The sequence below is a fragment of the Cohnella caldifontis genome, assembly GCF_029360585.1.
Taxonomy (GTDB): Bacteria; Bacillota; Bacilli; order Paenibacillales; family Paenibacillaceae; genus Cohnella; species Cohnella caldifontis.
In genome coordinates this window covers 451,440-473,523 of sequence record NZ_JAQZSJ010000003.1, presented here as the reverse complement: position 1 = coordinate 473,523, position 22,084 = coordinate 451,440, and the positions used below count along the sequence as shown (strand labels likewise).

Below are 22,084 nucleotides of genomic sequence, written 5' to 3'. Positions count from 1 at the left end.
GAAACACTCCTAGATTGAAAAAATTAGCAAACTATTGGCCAGGGATATATCCTCTTAAATAACGTATCTTTTGGTTAAATCTTATTCCTGGCCAGTTAATCGATTCTATATCGCCCCAAAAGGAATTATTGATCCCGTTAGGCGTAACGATCGGGAGCGGCAGCAAGTCATGCTGGTTTAAAATGTGCAGATCTCCATAGTCTCCTCTTAATGGAGGAATTGGTGTTAGTCGTTTTTTTACGATGGCACAAACATTATAGTTATAACGCGCAAAACTTCCGGTTTTTACATCGAATCCATTCAATAACAAGACATAAATCAGTTGTCCCACATTCCACCCTACCGAAACGTGCCCTGAACATACGATTTGTTCCGGAGGAGGTACAAATAAGAATAGGACACCGTCATCTTTTAAAACCCGACGCACTTCTTGCAATGCCAATCCAACGTTCGGGCAATGCTCCAGGATATGGCTCATGATAACGGCATCGAATGACGCTTCTCCAAAAGGCATGCTTTCAACCGAACATTCCACTACGTCGATCCCAAATTCCGTTTTGAAATTATCAACTTCAACTTGATAAGAATCTATATGAATCCCAGTCCCGGTAACCTTTTTTCCTTTGTTTGCAAGCCACTTTGCGAGTTGCCCTCTTCCCATACCTATGTCTAAGAAATTGTTCAAAGAGTTCAATTCAAAATCAGAAATTAAATCGATTACATCCGTTAAACGTTGGTCAAGGACCTCATCCGTCCCTCCCATTTCTGCATGTATGTCTTGAGGTCGGATATAACGACTTTCTTTTTGTATTGCGGGAGTTATTTTCTCTTTCAACTCTTCTTTTTGTGCATGATAATCGTAAATCCGATCGAAGAAAGCTTCTTCGCCAAAAAAATCTGAATTTTCAATTAGACCCATCGATATTAATTGACCGGAAATGTCTGAATAAAATGAACTGCCCACAATAATAATTTTATTCTTAATATTATTTTCAACGATAGAGTCGGGGCTACTAACTATCTGGCCGAAGAACTCTGAACCCCACTTTGCAGAGTTATTATCGATATATCCGGAAATCTTACCATCTAGAAACAAAATAATGCCGGTTATTTTTTTGGCTAAGAAACCGGTCCCAAAGATTACGATTTCTTTACCGCCGAATATCTCATTCATATTTTTCCTCCCTCGTACGGCCATTTCTCTATCGCTTCCTGGTAGGATTGCGTCGTTCCAATATCCATAAAAAAACCGGTATGAATATACCCAAATATCTTACCTATTAATTTAGGCATTAAGTGAAATCCAATATCGGAAGGCACTTCGGATTGTACCCACTCCCAAACCCTGTGGTTAAAAATGTAAACCCCCGCATTAGCTAGGTCACTTTTCGGAAATGCAGGTTTTTCTTCAAATTGTGAGACGATTTGTCGGTCATCTAATTTCACGATTCCGCACCTCGAGGGATCAGAGGCATGAAATAACGCCATCGATCCTACTATCTCGGGATGTTGAAAATGATCCTTCATGAAAGCTGTAAGATTCAGATCGGTCAAGTTATCCGCATAAATAACCAAAAAGTGATCTGACCCTTTTAAAAACTCCCTATTGGCATACAAGGTACCCTGACTTCCCAAAAGTTTCGGCTCATGCACCAATGAAATTTTGATATTCCCCTTATACTCTCTGACAAAGGAAATCACAACTTCGGGCAGGTAATGCAAATTGATCAGCGCATCTGTAACCCCATGATTTTCCAAGTGATTCAACCACCAATTTAGTAACGGTATCCCCTTAATTGGAACCATACACTTGGGTATACGATTTGTAACCGGCCTCAACCGGGTGCCTAATCCTGCAGCCATCAGAACAGCTTTCACTTCATTTGCTCCTTAATCCAATGCATTGTCAGTTCTATCCCCTCTTGAATTGAAATTTTTGGAGACCACTCAAGATCCTCATTCGCTCGATTGGCATCAAGACAAATATTTTGAATCTCGCCGATACGCCGCTCACCGAAAATTGGTTGTCTGTTCTGTTTCAGTATGTATGAAATAATCTTATGTAATTGAAGGACTGATGTTCCGATTCCAGAACCGATATTATAAATTCCAAGTGCTTTTTGAAACATTGCTTTCATATTTGCTTCCACAATATCACTGATGTATACGTAATCTCTCGTTTGTTGCCCATCGCCAAAAATGACAGGCTGTTCGCCCATAAGCATCTTGGATCCAAAGATGGCAATTACGCCTGCTTCACCATGTGGATTTTGTCTAGGACCATAAACGTTGGGATATCGTAATACGGCATACTGTAAATTGTAGTTGAGTGAGTAGAGATATAGGTAATGTTCAACCGTATGCTTAGAGATCCCATATTGGGATAGCGGATTAATAGGGTGATCTTCTCTCACTGGCAAATATAAGGGTTCGCCGTACACTGCCCCTCCAGTTGAAATATAAACAAACTTTTGAATCGTATATTGTACAGATAAGAGTATTAAATTAATGGATCCGAGAATATTAATCTCCGCATCCAACCTTGGTTCTCTTGTAGAAACTCTTACATCCATTTGTGCTGCATGATGATTAACGATGTCTGGGCGAAATTCAGCAAAAACTTCTTTAAGAAAACTAAAATCCCGAATGTCCCCTTTGAAAAACATTGCATCGGAATTTAAATTTTTCATTGAACCCGTAGACAAGTTGTCCACGACTGCCACTTCATGGCCTTCCGTGACTAAACGGTCTACAATATTGGAGGCAATAAACCCAGCTCCGCCAGTTACGAGTATCTTCATAAACAACCTCCTATACAAAAAAATAATTAATAGTGAGTAGCAACTCTATACGTTCAACTCAAATGCAAATAATACAAACAAACGAACAACGCGCGATCATATTCGTCCGGATCCCTTTCATATCGCAAATGAGAGCCGATTTCCGCGTTGTTGATATGAGCCTTCCGTTCCAATATCCTTCGAAGCAACCGTGGATCAATATGTACTTTTAAAAATGGAGATTGTATCTCTTCCAAGCCTACCGTTTCGACTCCTAGTTGATTCAGAGGAATTCGAAACATTTTTTCGCTTTCACCAGCCGAAATATAGACATTCCAGTTATGCAACCACGGTTGAATATCCCTTTTCTTCAGACGATCAATCATTGCCGCTTGTGCGGATCGGAGCATGTCCAATAATTCATTCTCAGATGGCACAGGGTCTTCTTCATACGAAAACCGTTTCAAGCTAAGCACTTCTCGAATGTATTTTTCCTTTTCGACGAGATTAATTGGGGTATATGGTGCAGAAGATATCTCCGCCTCTACGTCGAAACTCTCGCCGGAATTCAGCAAAACCATTCGGCTGAACAATCCCCGGCTTCGCAGCTTGGGCAAGAGGAGGGCATCCAATTCTTCCAACTCCGGAACGCCGCGGTATGCGTTCAGTTCCGCAAGTTTGCCCCCAAGGGTATACTGTCCTGCGAAAGGGAGAAAGTATTTCGGTTTTAGGTGATCCGCGTAATTCACGCATTGTTCTAAAAACTGATTTTTCTTGTTCTCGGCTCTTCGTAAATATTCCGTTTCGTCCTGGTACACATAGCATTGCGGATACGGTCCCGCTCCTGCATATCCGGTGAGCAGCATGTCGACCGTATTATACTTTTGAACAATGTAATCGCACGCGGAAAGGGTGACGGGATATGCGCAGTCGTTGGCGTTGACAACCGTTTTTCCGCCGGCATGGAAGACCGCGAGGGTATCGACAAGCGAAGTCGACCTATGCGTTTGAAGCGTACATCCGAATGATTTGCCGCATATGGAAGGATCGCAGAAATCCGCCCCCAGGATCTCCATTTGGAAATCTTCCGAAAGCCGGAATGTTTCCCCCGCGTTTATCTCCACAACGTGCTCAAAGCCGCATTCCTTTATGATCGACCTAACGAACTTTTCGTTAAAGCTGGCTATCAATACCGGAATATGCTTGGGTAATCGCTTTAACGTTGCCGTGTCCAGATGGTCCGGATGGATGTGCGAAATATAGATGTAATCGACATCCCGAAAATCTTCCGCTTGAAACTTTAACGGAGGATAGTGATACCAGCTGCCATAATAGATTCCATCCGTAAGCCAGGGGTCGCATAGAACCTTCGTGTTATCGTGTTCTACAACCACGCATGCGCTCTTGATGTACCTGACAATCAAATGGACTCCCCCGTTCGCGATAACCGGTATCGATTAGTTATTGAATTAGGTTTTCCGTGAGCAGCCAGTCTCTTAATACTTCTTTGCCAATCGCCTCTTGGTATTCGGAACTCTCATCATAATGACGACCGAATTTGTCCCAATCGGCTTTTTTATTATAGATCGAGCCCAAAATATACATCTCATCGGTCTCAATGGCATCGACTTTTTCCTCGTCGCTCATCAATTCCTCGTAACGTTTCTCGCCAGGGCGAATGCCGATCGTCTCGATTTTGATGGATTCTTGAATTCCGTACCGCTTCTTGGTTTCCTCAATGACGATTTCCGCCAAGTCCGTAATACGAACGATCGGCATTTTCAGAACGAAAACTTCTCCTCCCTGCGCAAGTTCATTTGCCTTCAGGATCAAGTCTATGGCTTGTCCGGGCGTCATCATATATCGGACCATGGATGGATCGGTGATCGTAATCCGCTTTCCACTGCGAATTTGCCGAATGAACAGCGGAATGACCGAACCCCTCGAGCCCATGACGTTCCCGAACCGAACGGAAGATAGGATGGTCCGTGAAGGACCCTTCTGATGTTCAGCCGCGGAAATCAGCCTTTCCCCCATCAGCTTGGTTGCTCCATATGTATTCGTTGGGGAAATCGCCTTGTCCGTGCTGGTAAAAAGCACTTTCTGCACAGTATTCTGTATCGCTGCCTGAATCACGTTCTGAGTCCCTATGACGTTCGTCTGAACGGCTTCGAAAGGATTATACTCGCAGAATGGGACGTGCTTCATCGCAGCCAAATGGAAGACGTAGTCGATATCCTCCATCGCCCTGGAGAGACGTTGCAAATCCCGGACGTCGCCGATCAAGTATCGCATCTGTTTGGCGTTCTCCGCCAAATCCAAGCTCATTTCGTATTGTTTAAATTCATCGCGGGAGTAGACCCGAATGACTTTCGGACGATCTCGAAGCAACCGATTGACGAGGTGTCTCCCGATGGTCCCTGTTGCTCCGGTTACTAGGATTTTTTTATCCGTGTAAAAACCCAAGTTGGCACCTCTCTTTCACCGCAAGTCCGCTCTAGGTATGACTTCCTTCTTTGCCTTCGATCTTGGCGAGCATGCTTTTCGAATGAACTTGCAGCACGGGAAGCAACTTGTCCATTCCCTGCACCAAAGGCTGTACGCAATAGAGCAACAGTTCTTTCTTTTTCGAGAAATCGGTTGTCGCAAACATCTGCGGCCAATGTCGTTCCGCATGGTTCTTCTCCCCGAGCAGGAAGTAAGAGAGCACGCGTTCGAAAAGCTCGCTATCCACGATCTCCTTCCAGTTTCGCTCAAATCTTTCAAGCCACTCTTTGGGTGATCCAGTCGATTGGTCCGCCGCTCGTTTGAGCCGATCGATGCTTTCTTCCATTTCTTCCAGCGCGTTTTGCATGTTTCTTGTACGCTGAATCAACTTGGTTTTCGCCTCAGGCGGATACAGCGACAATCGCTGTTGCATCGCCCTTTTGACGTCGTCCCGCGTGAACCGTCGGTCTTGATTCGACTCCAGCACTTGATCAAGACTTCGAAGCTCGGTCTGTTCGATAACCGCACCGACCGGAGAAGCATTATAGAAGGAGATCCACGGAAATGCTTTGATCAACCGCTCTACGTCTTCTTTCAAGTTCAACATCGAAAGATTGGTGCGGTTCATCCCGCCCGACACATTCGGCGTTTCCAAATCCGCGGCCGAAACGTTCTTCTTCTGCTCATCCATGCTGATATGTCCAACCCCGGACGAGTACGATTTCCCTTGCGGGTAAGAAAAGTCCTGGCCGATAAAGGTGATCTCCGTGCATCCCATATGCGCCGCAAGCTGCACGGCCGTCCCGGTAACCGTCGCAGTCGATAGCAAAACTCCGTTCTCTTGCCGCAATTCCATCAAATAGTGAGACAGCACATCCATCGTAAAATAACCGTGCATCAAATATGGATCATTCTCGTCCTGAACGACCTCATGTTTCACTGTCGTAATATACAAAAGCGGGCAATCCTTCAGGTCGAGATGTTCGAACGCTATTCGATTCGGTTCGCCCGGATCCATCGTCACGACCAAGTGCGGCTGAATGCCTAGATGTTGGAGCCCCGCCGCCGCCGTGCCAGCCGCGATAATCAGCACATGATCTTGAAGCGCGCGAAGCCGCTCTGCTTCAAGTTCGAGTGAAGGTCCCGATCCCGCAATGACGACAGGGACCCCCTGAAAGGCTCCTTTAAGCGGGTAAAACGTTGGAGTCTTTAAATTTTTCGGTAAATTCCGGAACACATTTTCTATCCAAACCTGCTGATGGTGGGCGATCGTACCCACATCGCTTGCGTATGTACGCGCCATTTCGGGCACTAGCGACTCCCATTGCTTTAATTCTTCCAAATCGTTTCTCGTGACATGGGGAGTCGCCGCGATGGCCAGCCTTCCCGTTGCAAACTTGTATATCTCCAATAACAATTCGGTTTTCACGCTTTCCTCGCTGCCAACGGCAAACATGCTGACCTGCTTGCTGCGCAGCAACGGCCGAATATCGACCGTATGAACAGCAGCCAGAAGCATCTCTAAGTCCGGTTCATACAGAAATATCCTTTTGTCCGGATATGCGGAAATCAGCGCGAGCGCATGATAGCCCAATCCAACCCCGAGCAGAAGAACGTCGCCGGCCCCCTCGAGCGTACCGCTTTGCGACTCCGCCCAGCGCCGGCATTCCAATTCCGGATCGTATTTGCTGTACAAAGAACGAACGTTCCCGTCCTCGTCTACGATCCCCAGATTCTGTTGCCCGCTTCGAGATTGCTGGGATACGTACTTTTGCTTGTTCATCTCTCGATTGCGGATCAACCGATAAATCTCCGGATACTGATCACGCAAGAAAAGCAAGTTGTCCGCGACGGAAATCTTCATGCGTTCCCTCCGGCATTCAACGCCGCACGAAGCGGCTGCAGCAATTCGGGCCATTCATATTTCAATTGGTCTCCTGCCGCCGTATACTCTTTCTGCTCAAGCGCTTCGTTCAATTCCGCGACGCGGCGTTTGGCGTCGTCCTCGAAGCGCGTCAAAGCGTCTAATATTGGCGACGGTCGCTCCTGCCGTTCGAGATGATGACGCAGAGCATTAGCCGCCCCCATAAACCAGTGAATTCCATCAACCAACTGGGTGAAATACGACCAATCGTCGCTTGTCATCTGTCCGTAAAACAGTTCGGATATGGAATCAAGCGCGTTCAGTAGCTTCGGCAAATACGCCGTCATGTCGGATTGGATCTCTTGAATCAACCCTTTTTCCTCGACCGATACGATGACGATCTCCTTAATACGCTCGTTTTCTGCTTGCTTCGCAACGAAATCCTCGAAACCTTCCCGGATCACCATTCCGTCCATATGAATCTCTTGCATGATTTGACCTTGATCATAAAGCGCCTTAATGGTCTGATGAATGATCTCGACCAGTTCCTCTGTCGTGCCTTTGTTCCACTCAATGTCACCTGCTGCCGAACGAATCCGCATGGTATTCTACACCCTATTCCGTTATTCGACATTATCAGCTTTCATTCTATCATTTACCTTCCTATAATATCGGCATTTCTGGACATTTTCTAAATAGAAAAAACCCTCCGACGCAAGTCGGAGGGTTCTTCCAATTTAAAACAATTAGCCCAGCAGACGCAGTACGTTCTGCGGTACGGAGTTCGCTTGCGCCAGCATGGCCGTTCCGGCTTGCACCAGAATTTGCGTGCGCGTGAATTCCGTCATTTCTTTCGCCATGTCGGCATTGCGGATCCGGGACTCGGAAGCCGACAGGTTCTCGGCGTTTACGCCGACGTTGTTGATCGTGTGCTCAAGACGGTTCTGAACGGCACCGAATTCTGCGCGGCGTTGGGAAACGACGCTGATTGCGGATTGGATCGCCGCAATCGCGGTTTGAGCAGCGGAAGCGGAGCTTACGCTGATCGAGCCGACGCCAAGAGTCGCTGCTTTCGTGCCGCTGCCGAGCGATACGGAGATCGTCGTGTTCGCTTCGAAGCCGACTTGGAAGGAAACGCTGCTTTGCGAACCGTTCAGCAGGGAAATGCCGTTGAACTTGAGGCTGGAAGCGATGTTGTTGATCTCGTTGACCAACTGGGTAACTTCGAGACCGATTTTGGTGCGGTCTGCGGAAGCCATCGTGCCGTTGGCCGCTTGGTTCGCCAGCACGTTCAGACGCTGCAGCATGGAATGTACTTCCGTCAACGCGCCTTCCGCCGTCTGAATCAGGGAAATGCCGTCTTGCGCATTGCGGATCGCTTGGTTGTATCCGCCGATTTGATAGCGCATTTTTTCGGAGATCGCCAAGCCGGCCGCGTCGTCAGCAGCGCGGTTGATGCGGTAACCGGAAGACAGCTTCTCCATCGTTTTGCTCATCGAGCTGTTGTTGATACCCAAGTTGCGATGAGCATTCAATGCACTTACGTTCGTGTTGATGTACATCAAGATCATCCTCCATGATTGGAAATATCGGCCACGTCCATGCGGCCTACAAATTATTTATCGGCGGGCCTAAAGACTTAGTTTATACTTCGAACCGTCAAAGAGGAAAAATTTTCTCGAAAACTTTATTTCTTCTCGTCGAAATACAGAGAGATTTCATCATCCCTGGCATACCCGCTGTAAGCATGGAATACTTTGCGATGGTTGCGGGTCGAGCCGATTTCCTTCCCCGTGGAAATCATCATCAATTCGATTTTCCGCGCCGCTTCGAAAGTCAGCACTCTGGCGGATTCGGCCGTCGAACGGATATGCTGCTGAAACAAATCCCTAATGCGATCCCCGCCGAGCTCATCTTCGAGCTGCGATTGCAGGCGCTCCAACTCGGCTTGAACGGACATCTTCTCCTCGCTTAACCCATGCAAACGGGTCCACAAATCCTCCGCACCGCTCTCATCCTTGAGCAGCATCAGCTGTGCCATGCTGATCTCCGTCAACCGCTCATATCCTTGACGCCAAGTCTGGATATGAACGGACGTTTCAAACGGCGCCATGGCTGATTTCCTTTCCGATTTGTTCCCACGCTCCGCGAAGCTGCCGGAGAATCGACTCCGATTCATCGAGCAAATCCGCTTTCTTCTGAATGTTGGCCTGCACGAGTTGTTTAATCATATAAAAATACAGCTCTTTTAAATTTTGCGCGATCACGCCGCCCTGTTCTTCGTTCAAGCACGCCAGCAATTCGAAAAGGATGTCCTGGGTCTTCTGAATATAGCGATGCGCTTCCTGTCTTTGATTGCCGTTCAAAGCGATTCTGGCCCGGTTCAGATTGGATAACGCCCCGTCGTACAGCATGAGAATGAGCCGATGCGGAGACGCGGTTTCGTATTTGTTTTTCTGGTAGGCCTGATAACCTGGTTGCTGTAAATTCACGGGCATCCCCATCTCCTTGTCGAACATCTCGTATGCGGATCGGATCTATCCCTACGATACTCCTAACGAGGAGATCTGGCCGGATAACCACGACTGCTGGTTGTGCAGTTGCGAAAGCGCCGTTTCCATGGCGGAAAACTGCGCCTCCAATTGCTTTTGCTTCATCTGAAGACGCTGGTCCATGTTCTCCATCTGATCGGTAATCTCTTTAAGATCCGCGTCATACCCGGTGATTTTGGAGCTCAAATAGCCCGTGTTGGTGCGTGTCCAGTTATACGTGGAGTTATAAAACCGAACGGCGATCCCATCGTCGCTGTTTCCCGAACCGTCAAAAGCGAATAACTGATAAACGGAATCGGGATCCTTGTTGAATGCCGTGACAAACTTGTTTTTGTCGAAGCTGAGCTTGCCCGTCATTTCACTGCCGCTTGTGACCCCTTTATCGATCTCCAAGCCGATATCGAACAGAAACTTGTAAGCGCCCGATCCGCCTACTACATTATTAACCAGGTCGGTTAATTCGGATTGCAGCGAACGGAGCGTGGAATCGCCCTGCATCGTTGCGCCTTTGGCCGTATTCGTCCGCACCGTGGAGACGACATCGTTGTAGGCATCTACGAACGTTTGGATTTTCGCCGCGATTTTATCGGTATCTTTCGCGACCGAAACCGTGGTTGACGCGCCGCCTTCTTTTAGAAGACTAAAGGTCATCCCCGATACGACGTTTTCCAATTCGTTGTCGCCATGCGTAATGTCGATTCCGTTAATTTTTACGATTGCATTTTGGGCAGCCTGAACCGTATTCATGCTGCTGTCCGCCTTCTGAATTCCGATCGCTTGCAACAGGGCGGGCGATCCGTTAATATACGTGTGTTTGTCGGGCGTTCCTGGCATGGTACCGAATTCGATATCCGAGTCTTCGCCAAAATTATTGGATGTCAATACCAACGTCAGCTTGCCGGGTTTCGTCTCGATCACGCTGGCGGATACGCCCGTCTTCGCATTATTGATTTCATTAGCCAAATTGTTGAGAACATCCTTGTTGGTGCTTCCCGACAACGTAATCGGGTGAGCGTCGGCGCTGCCATTCCCGTAAAGGGTTATCGTTCCCGATAAAGAAGAATCCAACGCGGCCGCATCGAATTCCTTTGAGCTGACCACGTGTTTCTTGGCCAATTGGGTGACGGAGACGTTGTAGCTTCCCGTAGGCGCACTATCCGTCGAGGTTACGCTGACAACGGAACTGTCCGCAACTTTCGCGGAAGTGACATTATATGATGTGCTGTACATCAAATCCGAAGCCGCGCTCCTTAAGGTTACCAACTTCGTGTTGATGCTGCGGATCAGACTCTGTTCTTTGGTCAGATCGTCTTTCTTGGTCGATAATTTGTCATAGGGGATGCGCTCGAGTTTCATCAGCGCTTCAATCATCGAACTGGTATCCAAGCCGGATGCCAAGCCGGTAAGACTAATTCCGCTCATATCCGATTTCTCCTCCTCTCTGCATCATCTGCCGTTACAGCTTTTTGTCGATGAACATCCCGATCAGTTCCTTCATGCGAACGGAAAGATCGATCAGAAACTCCGGCGGCAGACTGGCGACGACTTTCTGCGTCTCCGTATCGACGACCTCGACATAAGTCGTCTTTGCCTCGTCGTTGTACTTGAATTTCAACATTTTTCCGTACGAAACCAGAGAATCGTTGATCTTCTTCAGCTGTTCGTCCAGCTTCTTTTTGTCTTCGGGCGTGAGCTCGCCGAAATTCGCCTCCTTTGGACCCGCAACTGGAGCGACCTCAGCCGCCCACTCTCCTTCGGCTCTGGATTCCGACCTCATCGTCTGCATTCTGTTGTTCATTCCGTAGCTCGCGATTTCCGTTCTTTGCGCTCCTCCGACGTTCATTGCGCAATCACTCCTTGTCCGTGTTCGCTTTAGAATGTTTGAAACTTTTGAGCAGATCGAGCATGCCCGCGTTCATTCCCGCTTCGGCTTGACCCGCCTGCAAGTTCTCCTGCATCAAACCGTCATAAAGCTCTTTGCGCAATATCTGGATGTTTCGGGGAGCGGTGAAGCCGAGCTTAACGGTTTCCCCTTCAACGGCGAGCACTTGAACTTCTATCGTATCACCTAGCTTGACGGTTTCCCCGACTTTCCGTTTCAAAACCAACATCAGGAGCCCTCCTCTTTGCCGGCCAACGGAAAGCGAATGGGAAAGTCGCTCTGGTGGATGACGAATTGGCAACCTTTGCACTGCTCCGGCGCAATGAGGATTGGGGCTCTCAAATTGACGTAGAACTGATTCTCGACAATGTTCACGATCAAAAAGGCCACCACGTCCTCGGCTTTGCTTATGCCGAGCAGCTCGATCGTATCGTCGTCAATTTCAAAGCCGTAATCCCGGACCGTTTTCTCCGCGGGGATCAGGATAAAGCTTAGTTGTTCGCGAAGCGCGTGCAAAATATAAAACGGGGTATCCTCCATCTCGATCAGCGCATAGTTCGAGATTTCCTGCCAACCGACGATCCCTTTCTCGAAATGGATGATTTGGTTTTCCGCCACATGCAGTTCTCCATAGCGATCGCTTCGGATCACGGTCTCCTGTTCCGTCAAGGTTCGTCGGATACCTCCTCATCTGGTTCCCGGCAGCGGCCGGGTTTGAACATCGATTTCCGGAGCATGGATTCGCACGTCGATTCGGACCGGGGACTTCGGCGCGACATCGATCACGACATCGCGCTGGCTTTTCCTCATATAATCCTCATACGCTTGCTTACCGAATATTCCGGGGTCCTTGCGGCGGATGTCCGCGGTTTGGTCGCCGTGGCGAACATTCGCCGACAGATCCTGAACGAATCCGGATTGTATGCGTCCTTCAATCTCGCTCTTGAAAGCAGAAGGCTTCTTCAATCCGAGATCGTCCCACACTTGGGACCAATCCGTTTTGATTTCCGCCTCCCGATACCGGATAGTCATTGTAGCGGGAATATGCTTGGCCGACACTTCCGCAGGTGGGGTGACCGTCTGGACAGGACGAACCGGTTCATGAGATGACGCCGTTCCAACCGATATGCCCAACGCCATCCTCCCCCTTCGCCCTTTCCGAAAATTTAACGCATGTAATCGATCAACGAAATTTGACTGATTCTAGCCCCGGTCGAAAGTGCTGCCTGAAGCACGTTTTCCTGAATCTTGAGGTTCATGATGGCATCCGCCATGTCGACGTCCGCCACTTTACCCCGCAGTTCCTTCAGCGTCCCCTGCTCGTCCAGGATCCGGTTCTCCATTAATTCGAACCGGTTCGTGCGGGCTCCGATCTCTGCCCAGGCCTTGGTGATCCTATCGGCTCCGATGTCGAACCGGTCCATGTCGTTCAACAGCTTCTCCTGATCGTTTGCTTCCAGATCCGCGATCGCATCGTCCAGTATTTTGAACGTGTTGTCCGGATCTCCCGCGGCCCCGAAAATTTCCTCGCCCGTCAAACTGACGGGAACGGATACGGAAGGACTTACGTTCAGGTAAAAAACCCCCGTGTCTGTCTTGGCATTGGCGGCGTCAGTCGAAGAAGGATAGGGCCGCTGATCCATCTTTTGTCCATTGAACAAATAGTTCCCGTTGTAGCTGCTGTTGCCGATCAGCACCAGTTGTTCCTTCAGCTGCTTCATTTCCGCCGCGATGGCTTTTCTCGCATCCTCAGGCACGGTGCCGGTAGACGCTTGCTGCGTAATGACCTTCGCCCGTTTCAACACGTCGTTCGCCTGCTGCATCAATTCGTCCATCGTGCTGAGAATCCCGTTGCCCGTGCGGGAGTTCTCCAGGAACTCGTCGCTCCGGCTAAGCTCCGTGTCGTATCTCATCACGTATCCGACCCCGACGGGATCGTCGCTGGGCTTTTGAATCCGCTGCCCGGTCGCCAGCTTATTCTGCCAGTCTTGGATGTTCGTGTTCATGTTCCGAAGGTTTCCCAACAACTGGGTCGTCTTCATCATGCTCGTTACGCGCACGCTAATCCCCCCTTCCTTATCTTCCGACGGTTCCCATTCCGTTGATGATTCGGTCCAGCATCTCGTCTACGACGGTCATGTTGCGGGCCGCCGCGTTGTAGGCGTGTTGGAATTTGATCATGTCGGCCATTTCCTCGTCGAGCGAAACTCCGCTGACGGACTGGCGGCGGATATTGACGGAATCGACGAGCTGCTGTTGGTTGTTCAAATTCCGCTGCGCATTGGCCGAACGATCGCCGAGCTCGCTCGTGACGGCCCGGAAATAATCGTCCGTCGTACCGGAGGATAAGTTGGTCATTCCAGATGGATATGTAAACACGTTGTCTCTTAGCCTTGCCAAAGCGATCGCGATATCGCTGTTTCCTTTAATGGTCTGGTTCGTCGTGCCCACGGTCTCGTATTTTCCGGAAGCCGCGATCAGGTTGGTATCGTTCTGGATGTCCGGATTTACGCGGATATTCATGATGTCGAAGGTGGACGACCCGTCGGAAGTCACGAAAAACGGCACGCCGGTCTGCATCGGATCCGTCAGCGTGTATCCCAGTGCATGAAGGCCGTTGAAGCCGTTCACTTTGATAATGGCCTCGCTGGCGATCCTCGATCCGGCGGGAATGGTCGAGCCGGCCGGGATCAAAGTCCCGTTTTCCAGCGTTACGTCGTTCTCCGCCGTAATCGCCGAGGACGTCACATATCCGTTCGACAACGTGACTTTCGCTTCCCCGGTGACGAGCGTGCTGACCATGGCGTTCATCTGGTTCTGAACGTGGGCGACTTCATCCTTGGACGCCTGATAGCCGTGAAGCTGCCCGGCCGTCGCGTTCTCGGCGGCATCCGCCGTCAATTCCGTCGCGGTGCCGTTGCTCACGACCTGCACCCCCGCGGAAGTCACGGAGTAGCCACCATCCGGTGTTTCCGTCACCTGCACGTCGACGATAGTGGACAGCTTGTCCACCAGAAGATCCCTTTGGTCACGGTAATCGTTCGCGTTGTCCCCGGTCGCTTCAACGTGACGGATGAAATCGTTTAACTGGGCGATGCCTTGGATGAGGACGTTGGCTTCGCCAACCTTAGCCGTGATGTTGTTATCGATATCCGAACCGAGGTCCTGCAGCGTCTTTCCGATATGCTGAAGCGTATCCGTGAAGTTTACCGCCGCGCCGACCACGTTGATTCTCGCGCTTAGCAGCCTCGGATCGCGGTTTAGCACTTCCAATGAATCCCAAAATTTATTCATGACCGAACTCAGGCCCGTTTCCGAAGGTTCGTTAATGATTCCTTCGATCGAACTTAGCGTACTGCTTATAATATCGTAAGAGGCCAGAGATTGGTTTTCCCTGCGGTATTGCAGGTCCAGGTAGCTGTCCCGAATCCGCGTAATCGAGTCGTACTGCACTCCGGTTCCGATTTGCCCCGGGGCCGTGCTCTTCGTCATGCCGGGCGCTTCGATCGGACGGGTGGCGGTCACGTTGACGCGCTGTCTCGAGTAACCTTCCGTAGCCGCGTTGGCGATATTATGCCCGAGCGTCTGCATCGCGACCGACTGGGTCAATATCGCCCGCTTGCTCGTTTCCAAACCCATGAAAGTGGATCTCATCGGAGTGCAGCCTACCTTTCCTGATGTGAAACCTTCGTCTCACGCCTTAGTATCGAATAATCTCTTTCTGTGAGCGGAAGAGGCCGTTTGTTGGGCTGGCGCCTGATAGAGCATGTCGTCTTCCGGTCCCGTGGTCAGCAGGTCGAGCGAAAGGCTGACGAAATCGAGCCCTTGTTTGACCAGCAGTTGATTCGTCTCGTTCAGCGACTGCAGCTTCTTCGCCTCAGCCGCGATCGCATCGCGAAGCTCCATTAACTGCTGCTTGTCCGCCGATTTCATGATCATCTTCAGCGTGTCATCCAGCGTCAATCCCGGATCGGGCTTCAGGCCCAATTCCTGCTGAAGGGCCGCCATCGCTTGCACCCTTTCCTTCTCCATATCGCCCAGGCGTTTCAGCGCTTTCGATTCTCTGGCCACCGTCTGGGTCAGCTCGTTCAGCCGATTATGCACGATGTGCTCTTTTTTCTGCTCCCCGAGTTCGACCAACTCGACATACAGCGAATGGATCTGCCGGAGGTTCTCCGTCAACTGTCCGAATGCCGTCATACCCATCCTCCGATCCGATCATTAACGTACAAAAGGAAGCAGCTTCTCCGCGAGCAACGAATCCGGCACCCGGTACGTTCCCGCGCTCACCTGTTCTTTCAACTGCTCGATTCGCTCCGAACGGTCGGTTTCGTCGCCTTTGCCGGCCTTCAGCAATTCCATGGCTTCCGCGGAGAAAGCCACCTCGTCCTTCCTGCGCTTGCTTTCCGCGCCGGAAGCACGATGTTCAGTGGACTGTGTATAGGTCCGGTAAGCGCCGATCCGCTGCGTATCGTTGATTTTCATCTCTCAATCACCCCGACAAAATAAAAAAGCCGATAATCACTAAAGCTATTATCGGCGGAATGCTATGAAATGTTTAGTTCGCGGATCAGTGGCGGTCGCGAATCTGGAAAGCTTTGCTTGCCTTCGAATCTTGCAGGATGTTCTGGCGGGCGAGGTTGGCTTGCGACTGCAGATTCCTCACGTCCCTCTGCAGCTTGGCCCGGCAGGAGTCGCACATCGTGCCTTCCCGGATCGGCAGCCCGCACACTTCGCACGGAACGGACAGATTCGGCAGGTTGGCCGTCGAGACTCGGCCTTCCCGTATAAACTTGGTGATCTGTTTGACGGAAACTTCCGTCGCTTCCGAGACTTCATGTATATTGGCGCCTTTATGCTCTTTCAGAAAAGCGGCGACCCTCTCGTACTCTTTCTCGATCTCCACGACGCAGCTGTTGCAAACTTCCCGGATTCCCTTGGCGAACAATTTATTACAGCGCGGGCAATACGTTAAATTCATGAGGCTTCCTCCCCTCATTCCTTCCGACACGTTTCGATACAACTATAACCCTATCATACTAAACTCCGGCTGAAAATGCATCTATTTATTTCCATTTACGAACGAGCCCATGCGAGACCGTAGACTTCCACGCGGCGATCCTGGGCGTTCGCGGGTTGGCTTGCAACCGCCAAACGTATCGATCGGGCGCATTCCTGCAGCGTGCTGCCAGTCGTGTACACGTCGTCCACCAGTAAGATGCGGCATGTTTCGTCGGGCTGTGAGGAGGTTAGCATCGAAAAAGCGGCGGGATTCGGCGAAAAGTTGCCTCTCATGTCTTCCAGGCGACCGCGGCGGGATTTGAGGCTTTGTTTTTCGGTATGTCGGTTTCTCTTGAGTAGCGGCCGATACGGCAGGCTGTACCACCCCGCTAGAGTCCTGGCCATCCGCTCGGCCTGGTTGAATCCCCTTTCCGCCAGTCTTTCGGCGGCAAGCGGAACGGCCGTAACGGCAACGAAAGATGCAGCATCGGTACCCGTCCTCAGTTCCGTGAGAATCCGCTCATAGCCGAACGCTGCCATGGCGGCCATGACGGCTTCCAGCTTCTCGCTGCCCCTGTATTTGTACATGGCAAGCCAATCCTTCATCGCCGCGTCGTATCGGACGGCTCCCCGGCTGAAGGAAAGCGCCCGTTCCGCTCTTCTCGGGCAATCCGGGCACGCGATCGAACGCCCGCAAACCCTGCACACCGGTTTACGGATCCAAGGGATGGTTTCGGCGCAGGCGGTGCATAGCTGACGAAGCACGGACGCGGCTTCAGGGTGCCGAACCGGACAGGCAGCGGTTTTACCCCCGGCACTCCGTTTGCCGCAGACCGGGCAAGGACCGTTCGACGGCTCCAGCCATCGGTTCCAGGAAAATCGCACAGACGATCATCCCCTCTTCTTATTGATTTCCTTGAAGCAAATACCCCTTCCGTGCGGCGAAGGCATTCATCTCCCGGATTTGCCGGCAAGCCTCCCGTTGGGACCTGGTCCATACGGGAGAAGCAAAATAGACGCGTCCGTCCGGGTCGTCGGCTGATCTCCCTGCCCGCCCGGCCATCTGCACCAGGGAGGAGGAGTCAAACAACGGCTTGTCTGCATCCAGCACGAACACGTCGCTTTTCGGAACGGTGACTCCCCTCTCCAAGATGGTGGTCGTGACCAGCAAGCGAATCGTCCTGGCGCGGAAGGCTTCTACCTTCCTGCTTCGGTCGGGATCGCGCGATGAGGTGCCCGCAATGTCCCCGGGTTCGAGACCGAGGGTCGAAGCCTGCTGACGCAGGCAATCGACAAGCGGATCCGTCTGACGGACGTAGGGGACGAAGAGAAAGATTTGGGCTTCCCGTGCCGCGGAAAGGCGGATCGCGGACGCTAGGCGGGGAGGGATCCGGCCGCGGCTTCCTGCCCAACGGGATACGGGCGGAATGTTCATCCTGACGGGCACGGGCAATGGTCTTCGATGGTGGCGCACCGCCACCCTCGCATGCGGCAGTTCGCCCCGACGGGCCTCGCGTTGCAGATCATTCGGAGGAGTCGCGCTGAGCAGCACGGTCACGCCGCCGCGTGCCCGGGCCTGGGCGGCGGTATAATGAAGCGTCGGGTCGTTATGGTAAGGGAATGCATCTACCTCGTCGATTACGACTAAATCGAAAGCTTCTCGGTATCGGATCAGCTGATGCGCGGTAGCCAACGTCAAGGTCCCCGTCTCAAATCGGTCCTCGCTGCCCCCGTACAGCACGACCCGGCTGACTTGGGGGAAAGCCTTTGCCAATCGCGGTGCCAGCTCCAGCACGACATCCCGGCGGGGTGAGGCAACCGCGGCGCGGCCACCAGCATCCAGCACGGCCTCCAACAGCGGGAACATCATTTCCGTTTTGCCCGCTCCCGTGACCGCCCACAGGAGGAATGTGTCTGAGTTTTCTTTCTTGGCGCCGTTTGGCAGGAAAGGGTGGAAGGAACGAACCTGCCGGATTACGGATGTCAGCGGTGAACGCGCGTGATCTTCTGGTTCGAATCGGCGTTCCCGCAAAAACGCCAGCGCCGTTCCGGCTGCCTCGGTCTGGGCGGGGCTGAGCCCCCAACGAGAAAGGTCCTGCCTACGCGCAACCGCTAGAGGAACGACTTCAGAGGGCCGGCCGACCACGGCCAGTCCGCATTCCCGGCTACGTCCCATCGTCAGACACGCCTCGCAATAAGCGCAATCCTCACGACCGCAAGAAGCGCAAGGCGTTCGCCGAAGCCCGCCTTCGCCGCTGCCGCAGCGCAGGCATCGGAGCCTAAACTCGGCGCTGGCTCGTCTACGGCCAGAATTTCGCGGCTCCACTTCCGGCACGACTCCTGTTGTCAGTTTCAGCCCGCCGAGCAATAAAGCCAATTGCAACAAGGCGAGCAGTCTCTCCTTGGTCTCGGCAGGCCATGCCGCCTCAACCTCTGCTTGCAGGAACAGGCGTCCCCGCAGCTTTTCCGCGATGTCCCTCGCTTCTCTACCGGCACGGCGGCCCTGCTCCACACTCGCCAGATGGATTCCCTTCTCGATTCCCGGCAGTTCCAGATGAAGCTTTTCGTCCAGCCACCCGCCATCCCCAACCCCTGTTGCAAACCCACTCGTCTGTTCCGAAGCCCGGCGGATCGCGGCGGCTATTGCAGTCCGGGTATCTGCCTTCCCTAACCCCACTCCAACATCACGGTTCAGCGCTTCGCATGCCGTAGCAGCGATCCCGAGCGGCACCGCGTACTTTAACCATGTCAGATCCCTGGGATCATGTAGTTCATCTACCTTCGGCTGATCCCCCCATCCTTCCGACGCCCCACTTCGAAAGCTGCTGTCCGACCAGAACCGTTGATCCAGCTCATGGCAGACCGTAAATAATGCTCGCCATCCAGCCGCAGTACGTACGGCGTAGATCCTCGCTTTCATCCGCGACCCCACTCTCCGCTTCCGCCGAAAATAAAAAGCACACCCGCCTGTCGTCCCTTAGACGACATCGCGAGTGTGCTTCACCCGTCGCTTCCTGATCCTAATAATCTTGTCTGTTTTATTGTATTCCAATTCCGATTTGCCGGCAATCCCTCCCTGTCCCCGATCTCCATCCCGTTCACAACGGCAACCGCGATACATCCTCCCGCTTCTTTAGATCGATCCACACGACCTGCCTGCCGGGATCTCCGCTTGCTGCGTTTGCCGTTTTACAATGCCACTCCGCTCTTTCCCGAGGATCCGAACCGGCAGCCGCATCCGAAGTGCCTTCACTGCGAATCAAGGCGATTCCGTCCTCTTCCCTTGAGAACTTTTCCAAAATGGGACCGGTTTCATCGGTAGAATCCTCAAGCACTACGGTGATGCCGATATCCGTGCCGGTACGCCGGGAATGCCTCCGCAGCGCCCGCAAATACCACTCGATCTGCAGCTGATGATTCCCTGCGACCAACACGTAGTGCCGACTTCCCGAGCCGCCGCTGCGGCCTCCGAGCACTCCATGCGCCACTGCCGCTGCCGCCGCATAAATACCGACGATCCAAAGCAAATCCGGAAACACGGCAGCCACCTCCTGTCCGTACGATCGCGCGCCGCGCGCTCCTTCGCTTGCGTTTGCACAACCAAACCGCGACCTTAGCGGGCTCCCTTGGTTGTGCGTTGCATCGTTGCGTACGCCATTATATGCCGGCCTCGAATCGGGCGTTACGGTATTTGTCGGACTTGCGGTAAAAGATAGAGGCCGGCGGACATTCGATCCGCCGGCCTCTAGGAAACGGTCTTCTAAGATTGATGGAATGTCTTCAGCAACCTCGTTGCTTCGCCATTCGGTGTATCGATGACTTCATAAACGTTGATTGAAAGCGGATATTCTTGCTGCTCCGTACGGATGTTGGAGAATTTTACAATTTGAGTTCCGCTGACCAAACGACCAACACCTGTTAACGGCACCGTTTCGGAACCGATCATTTTACCCTGAGTGTCTACCAATTCGAACTTCAATCTAGAAAATCCGGCGTCCACCACGACATCGTCCGATTGAGTGATCTCTAAATTGAGTTTGAGCTTGTAGGAATAAGAAGTGACCGGAATCGTGTCAGCATAGGCATTCAGCCACCAATATTTCATCTCAACCTTGAACGGATACAGGTCCCACACGTCCGAATCCTTGTCTCCGATCTGCGCTTGAACGCCCACGGCCGCGATCGGCGAAGGGTACGGCGAGTCCGCCGTGCCGCCCTCGAGCAGGCGCAGCGCGAAACGCTGATCATCCTCTTCCGTCTTCGGCACGTTGAACGCGTAGCTCACGACGTGGCTGAGTCCGGGCATCAGGCTCTGCGTCGCGACGTTCTGCCGGACGCCGGCATACGTGTACCCGTCCCCGTCGACGAGCTCCGCCCCGAACGCGGGAAGCGGCGCGGGCTCCTTGCCCGTGTTCCGCAGCTTGAACTTGGCGATAGCCGTCTTGTATCCGTCGCCTTGGTTCTCGTGCATATGGAGCTCGACCAAGGACACTTCGACGTCCTTGTCGACCAATTCGTTCAGAGCATCCAGCGCGATCGGCGAGCCGAACGCATACGCAGACAGCCCGGCAAGCGAAGAACCGCTCTGCGGCAATCCGATGCGGACGTGTCCCACGTGTTCCACGATCGAACCGCCCCCCGCCGTCGCGAAACGCTCGGGCGTCGTGACGACGAAACCGGTCAGGGCGACGCTCGCCGCTGTCGGAATCGCGAACCGGATGTTGCGGCTCTCTCCCGGACTGAGCGACGTCACTTTGTTGTCGGCTTTCTCTCCGGCATACAGCTTCGCGCCGTCGGACCCGCTGACCGCGAAATCGGGCACATACGCTTTCTGTTTCCCTGCGTTCGCGGCTTTCACGGTAACGACCGTAACGATGCCGCCTTGCGCCGTTGTCTGCTTCTGCACGCTGGCCGGCGTATAGGTTACGTCCGTCGAGAATAGATCCAGCTTGAACGGTTGTCCCCACTTGATGGCGCCCGTCGAGGCGCTGTCGGGGGCCGTGCTTTGCCACACCTTGCCGCTCAAATTCATGGACAGCATCGGGGTTTCCTTGCGCGGATACACGTACTCGTCTACGTTCACCCAGGTCAGCTTCGTCAGTTCCAGGCGATCCGTCCGTTCCACGTTCAAGATATAGCCCAGCTCAGCCTTTCCTTTGGCCTGGATCGAACGGGGGTTGGACGCGCTGGGCGTCAGCGTGTACGTGACGCCGTCGGCGGTCGTCACCCTCAGTTCGTAATCCGGCACCCGCGTCACTTTGGCGCCGTCGTTGCGAAGCCAAACGACGACTCCGATGGTCGAGTCGTCCGCGCTTCGCTCGACGAACGCGCTTTTCAGTTCGGCGGACACGCTGCCCGCCAGCTTCATCGGCTTAGCCAAGCCCTGGCCTTGACCCGCCTGAACGGCCGGCGTCGCCGCCAACACCGAGACGCTAGGCGACACCGCCAAGGCTGCGGTCAACAAGACAGCGGCCGCCGTCGATCTCCAATTCGTATGCATATCGTACCTCCGAGTATC

Annotated in this window: 24 protein-coding genes; all 24 read right to left on the bottom strand. The window is 52.4% G+C overall.

Annotation, left to right across the window (positions count from 1 at the left end; all coding sequences use genetic code 11):
• Positions 1-31: 31 nt before the first annotated feature.
• A complete protein-coding gene (locus tag PTZ19_RS07960) occupies positions 32-1,174 on the bottom strand; it encodes a class I SAM-dependent methyltransferase (protein ID WP_276353602.1) in 1,143 nt (380 codons plus the stop codon).
• The gene (locus PTZ19_RS07955; RefSeq protein WP_276353601.1) at positions 1,171-1,878 is read right to left on the bottom strand and encodes a nucleotidyltransferase family protein; all 708 of its coding nucleotides are present in this window, start codon (positions 1,876-1,878) and stop codon (positions 1,171-1,173) included. The genes PTZ19_RS07960 and PTZ19_RS07955 overlap by 4 nt, the downstream gene beginning before the upstream one ends.
• Positions 1,875-2,801 (bottom strand): NAD-dependent epimerase/dehydratase family protein, encoded by a 927-nt coding sequence (locus PTZ19_RS07950; RefSeq protein WP_276353600.1) that lies wholly within the window; start codon positions 2,799-2,801, stop codon positions 1,875-1,877. The genes PTZ19_RS07955 and PTZ19_RS07950 overlap by 4 nt, the downstream gene beginning before the upstream one ends.
• A 53-nt stretch (positions 2,802-2,854) precedes the next feature.
• Positions 2,855-4,204 (bottom strand): MBL fold metallo-hydrolase, encoded by a 1,350-nt coding sequence (locus PTZ19_RS07945; RefSeq protein ID WP_276353599.1) that lies wholly within the window; start codon positions 4,202-4,204, stop codon positions 2,855-2,857.
• Between the two features lie 37 nt (positions 4,205-4,241).
• Positions 4,242-5,246, bottom strand: a complete 1,005-nt coding sequence (locus tag PTZ19_RS07940) for a UDP-N-acetylglucosamine 4,6-dehydratase family protein (protein WP_276353598.1) — start codon at positions 5,244-5,246, stop codon at positions 4,242-4,244.
• A 31-nt stretch (positions 5,247-5,277) separates the two neighbouring features.
• The gene (locus PTZ19_RS07935) at positions 5,278-7,131 is read right to left on the bottom strand and encodes a motility associated factor glycosyltransferase family protein (protein WP_276353597.1); all 1,854 of its coding nucleotides are present in this window, start codon (positions 7,129-7,131) and stop codon (positions 5,278-5,280) included.
• Positions 7,128-7,733 carry a hypothetical protein gene (locus PTZ19_RS07930; RefSeq protein WP_276353596.1) on the bottom strand — a complete coding sequence of 202 codons (606 nt, stop codon included), beginning with the start codon at positions 7,731-7,733 and terminating at the stop codon, positions 7,128-7,130. Before PTZ19_RS07930 ends, PTZ19_RS07935 begins: the two co-directional genes overlap by 4 nt.
• A gap of 144 nt (positions 7,734-7,877) precedes the next feature.
• Entirely contained in the window at positions 7,878-8,693 is an 816-nt protein-coding gene (locus tag PTZ19_RS07925; protein ID WP_276353595.1) for a flagellin N-terminal helical domain-containing protein, read from the bottom strand.
• A 125-nt stretch (positions 8,694-8,818) separates the two neighbouring features.
• Positions 8,819-9,244, bottom strand: a complete 426-nt coding sequence (locus PTZ19_RS07920) for a hypothetical protein (protein ID WP_276353594.1) — start codon at positions 9,242-9,244, stop codon at positions 8,819-8,821.
• Positions 9,231-9,623 (bottom strand): flagellar export chaperone FliS, encoded by a 393-nt coding sequence (gene fliS, locus PTZ19_RS07915; protein WP_422614978.1) that lies wholly within the window; start codon positions 9,621-9,623, stop codon positions 9,231-9,233. Before fliS ends, PTZ19_RS07920 begins: the two co-directional genes overlap by 14 nt.
• Before the next feature lie 51 nt (positions 9,624-9,674).
• A complete protein-coding gene (gene fliD, locus PTZ19_RS07910) occupies positions 9,675-11,105 on the bottom strand; it encodes a flagellar filament capping protein FliD (protein WP_276353592.1) in 1,431 nt (476 codons plus the stop codon).
• A 34-nt stretch (positions 11,106-11,139) separates the two neighbouring features.
• On the bottom strand, positions 11,140-11,526 hold the full coding sequence (locus PTZ19_RS07905; RefSeq protein ID WP_276353591.1) for a flagellar protein FlaG: 387 nt from the start codon (positions 11,524-11,526) through the stop codon (positions 11,140-11,142).
• Between the two features lie 7 nt (positions 11,527-11,533).
• On the bottom strand, positions 11,534-11,794 hold the full coding sequence (csrA, locus tag PTZ19_RS07900) for a carbon storage regulator CsrA (RefSeq protein WP_276353590.1): 261 nt from the start codon (positions 11,792-11,794) through the stop codon (positions 11,534-11,536).
• Positions 11,794-12,234: a flagellar assembly protein FliW gene (gene fliW, locus PTZ19_RS07895; protein WP_276353589.1), complete on the bottom strand. Its 441-nt coding sequence runs from the start codon at positions 12,232-12,234 to the stop codon at positions 11,794-11,796. Before fliW ends, csrA begins: the two co-directional genes overlap by 1 nt.
• Positions 12,235-12,252: 18 nt before the next feature.
• Positions 12,253-12,699: a DUF6470 family protein gene (locus PTZ19_RS07890; RefSeq protein ID WP_276353587.1), complete on the bottom strand. Its 447-nt coding sequence runs from the start codon at positions 12,697-12,699 to the stop codon at positions 12,253-12,255.
• 32 nt (positions 12,700-12,731) lie between these two features.
• Complete coding sequence (gene flgL / locus PTZ19_RS07885) at positions 12,732-13,625, bottom strand: flagellar hook-associated protein FlgL (protein WP_276353586.1); 894 nt, start codon at positions 13,623-13,625, stop codon at positions 12,732-12,734.
• Positions 13,626-13,641: 16 nt separating this feature from the next.
• Positions 13,642-15,204, bottom strand: a complete 1,563-nt coding sequence (gene flgK, locus PTZ19_RS07880) for a flagellar hook-associated protein FlgK (protein WP_276353584.1) — start codon at positions 15,202-15,204, stop codon at positions 13,642-13,644.
• A gap of 54 nt (positions 15,205-15,258) precedes the next feature.
• Positions 15,259-15,765, bottom strand: a complete 507-nt coding sequence (locus PTZ19_RS07875; protein ID WP_276353583.1) for a flagellar protein FlgN — start codon at positions 15,763-15,765, stop codon at positions 15,259-15,261.
• Positions 15,766-15,786: 21 nt separating this feature from the next.
• Positions 15,787-16,050, bottom strand: coding sequence for a flagellar biosynthesis anti-sigma factor FlgM (gene flgM, locus PTZ19_RS07870; RefSeq protein ID WP_276353582.1), 264 nt, complete (start codon positions 16,048-16,050; stop codon positions 15,787-15,789).
• Positions 16,051-16,135: 85 nt separating this feature from the next.
• Positions 16,136-16,546: a TIGR03826 family flagellar region protein gene (locus PTZ19_RS07865; protein ID WP_276353580.1), complete on the bottom strand. Its 411-nt coding sequence runs from the start codon at positions 16,544-16,546 to the stop codon at positions 16,136-16,138.
• Between the two features lie 95 nt (positions 16,547-16,641).
• Positions 16,642-17,451 carry a ComF family protein gene (locus PTZ19_RS07860; RefSeq protein ID WP_276353579.1) on the bottom strand — a complete coding sequence of 270 codons (810 nt, stop codon included), beginning with the start codon at positions 17,449-17,451 and terminating at the stop codon, positions 16,642-16,644.
• A 19-nt stretch (positions 17,452-17,470) separates the two neighbouring features.
• On the bottom strand, positions 17,471-18,742 hold the full coding sequence (locus PTZ19_RS07855) for a helicase-related protein (RefSeq protein ID WP_276353705.1): 1,272 nt from the start codon (positions 18,740-18,742) through the stop codon (positions 17,471-17,473).
• 922 nt (positions 18,743-19,664) lie between these two features.
• Positions 19,665-20,105, bottom strand: a complete 441-nt coding sequence (locus PTZ19_RS07850) for a hypothetical protein (RefSeq protein WP_276353578.1) — start codon at positions 20,103-20,105, stop codon at positions 19,665-19,667.
• 221 nt (positions 20,106-20,326) lie between these two features.
• On the bottom strand, positions 20,327-22,066 hold the full coding sequence (locus PTZ19_RS07845) for a hypothetical protein (protein WP_276353577.1): 1,740 nt from the start codon (positions 22,064-22,066) through the stop codon (positions 20,327-20,329).
• Between the last annotated feature and the right edge of the window lie 18 nt (positions 22,067-22,084).

Excerpts from the sequence above, each read along its gene's own strand:
- PTZ19_RS07960 (WP_276353602.1), bottom strand. The coding sequence starts at position 1,174 with ATGAATGAGATATTCGGCGGTAAAGAAATCGTAATCTTTGGGACCGGT.
- PTZ19_RS07950 (WP_276353600.1), bottom strand. The coding sequence starts at position 2,801 with ATGAAGATACTCGTAACTGGCGGAGCTGGGTTTATTGCCTCCAATATT.
- PTZ19_RS07935 (WP_276353597.1), bottom strand. The coding sequence starts at position 7,131 with ATGAAGATTTCCGTCGCGGACAACTTGCTTTTCTTGCGTGATCAGTAT.
- PTZ19_RS07930 (WP_276353596.1), bottom strand. The coding sequence starts at position 7,733 with ATGCGGATTCGTTCGGCAGCAGGTGACATTGAGTGGAACAAAGGCACG.
- PTZ19_RS07925 (WP_276353595.1), bottom strand. The coding sequence starts at position 8,693 with ATGTACATCAACACGAACGTAAGTGCATTGAATGCTCATCGCAACTTG.
- PTZ19_RS07920 (WP_276353594.1), bottom strand. The coding sequence starts at position 9,244 with ATGGCGCCGTTTGAAACGTCCGTTCATATCCAGACTTGGCGTCAAGGA.
- fliD (WP_276353592.1), bottom strand. The coding sequence starts at position 11,105 with ATGAGCGGAATTAGTCTTACCGGCTTGGCATCCGGCTTGGATACCAGT.
- PTZ19_RS07905 (WP_276353591.1), bottom strand. The coding sequence starts at position 11,526 with ATGAACGTCGGAGGAGCGCAAAGAACGGAAATCGCGAGCTACGGAATG.
- csrA (WP_276353590.1), bottom strand. The coding sequence starts at position 11,794 with ATGTTGGTTTTGAAACGGAAAGTCGGGGAAACCGTCAAGCTAGGTGAT.
- flgK (WP_276353584.1), bottom strand. The coding sequence starts at position 15,204 with ATGGGTTTGGAAACGAGCAAGCGGGCGATATTGACCCAGTCGGTCGCG.
- PTZ19_RS07875 (WP_276353583.1), bottom strand. The coding sequence starts at position 15,765 with ATGACGGCATTCGGACAGTTGACGGAGAACCTCCGGCAGATCCATTCG.
- flgM (WP_276353582.1), bottom strand. The coding sequence starts at position 16,050 with ATGAAAATCAACGATACGCAGCGGATCGGCGCTTACCGGACCTATACA.
- PTZ19_RS07865 (WP_276353580.1), bottom strand. The coding sequence starts at position 16,546 with ATGAATTTAACGTATTGCCCGCGCTGTAATAAATTGTTCGCCAAGGGA.
- PTZ19_RS07855 (WP_276353705.1), bottom strand. The coding sequence starts at position 18,742 with ATGGGACGTAGCCGGGAATGCGGACTGGCCGTGGTCGGCCGGCCCTCT.
- PTZ19_RS07845 (WP_276353577.1), bottom strand. The coding sequence starts at position 22,066 with ATGCATACGAATTGGAGATCGACGGCGGCCGCTGTCTTGTTGACCGCA.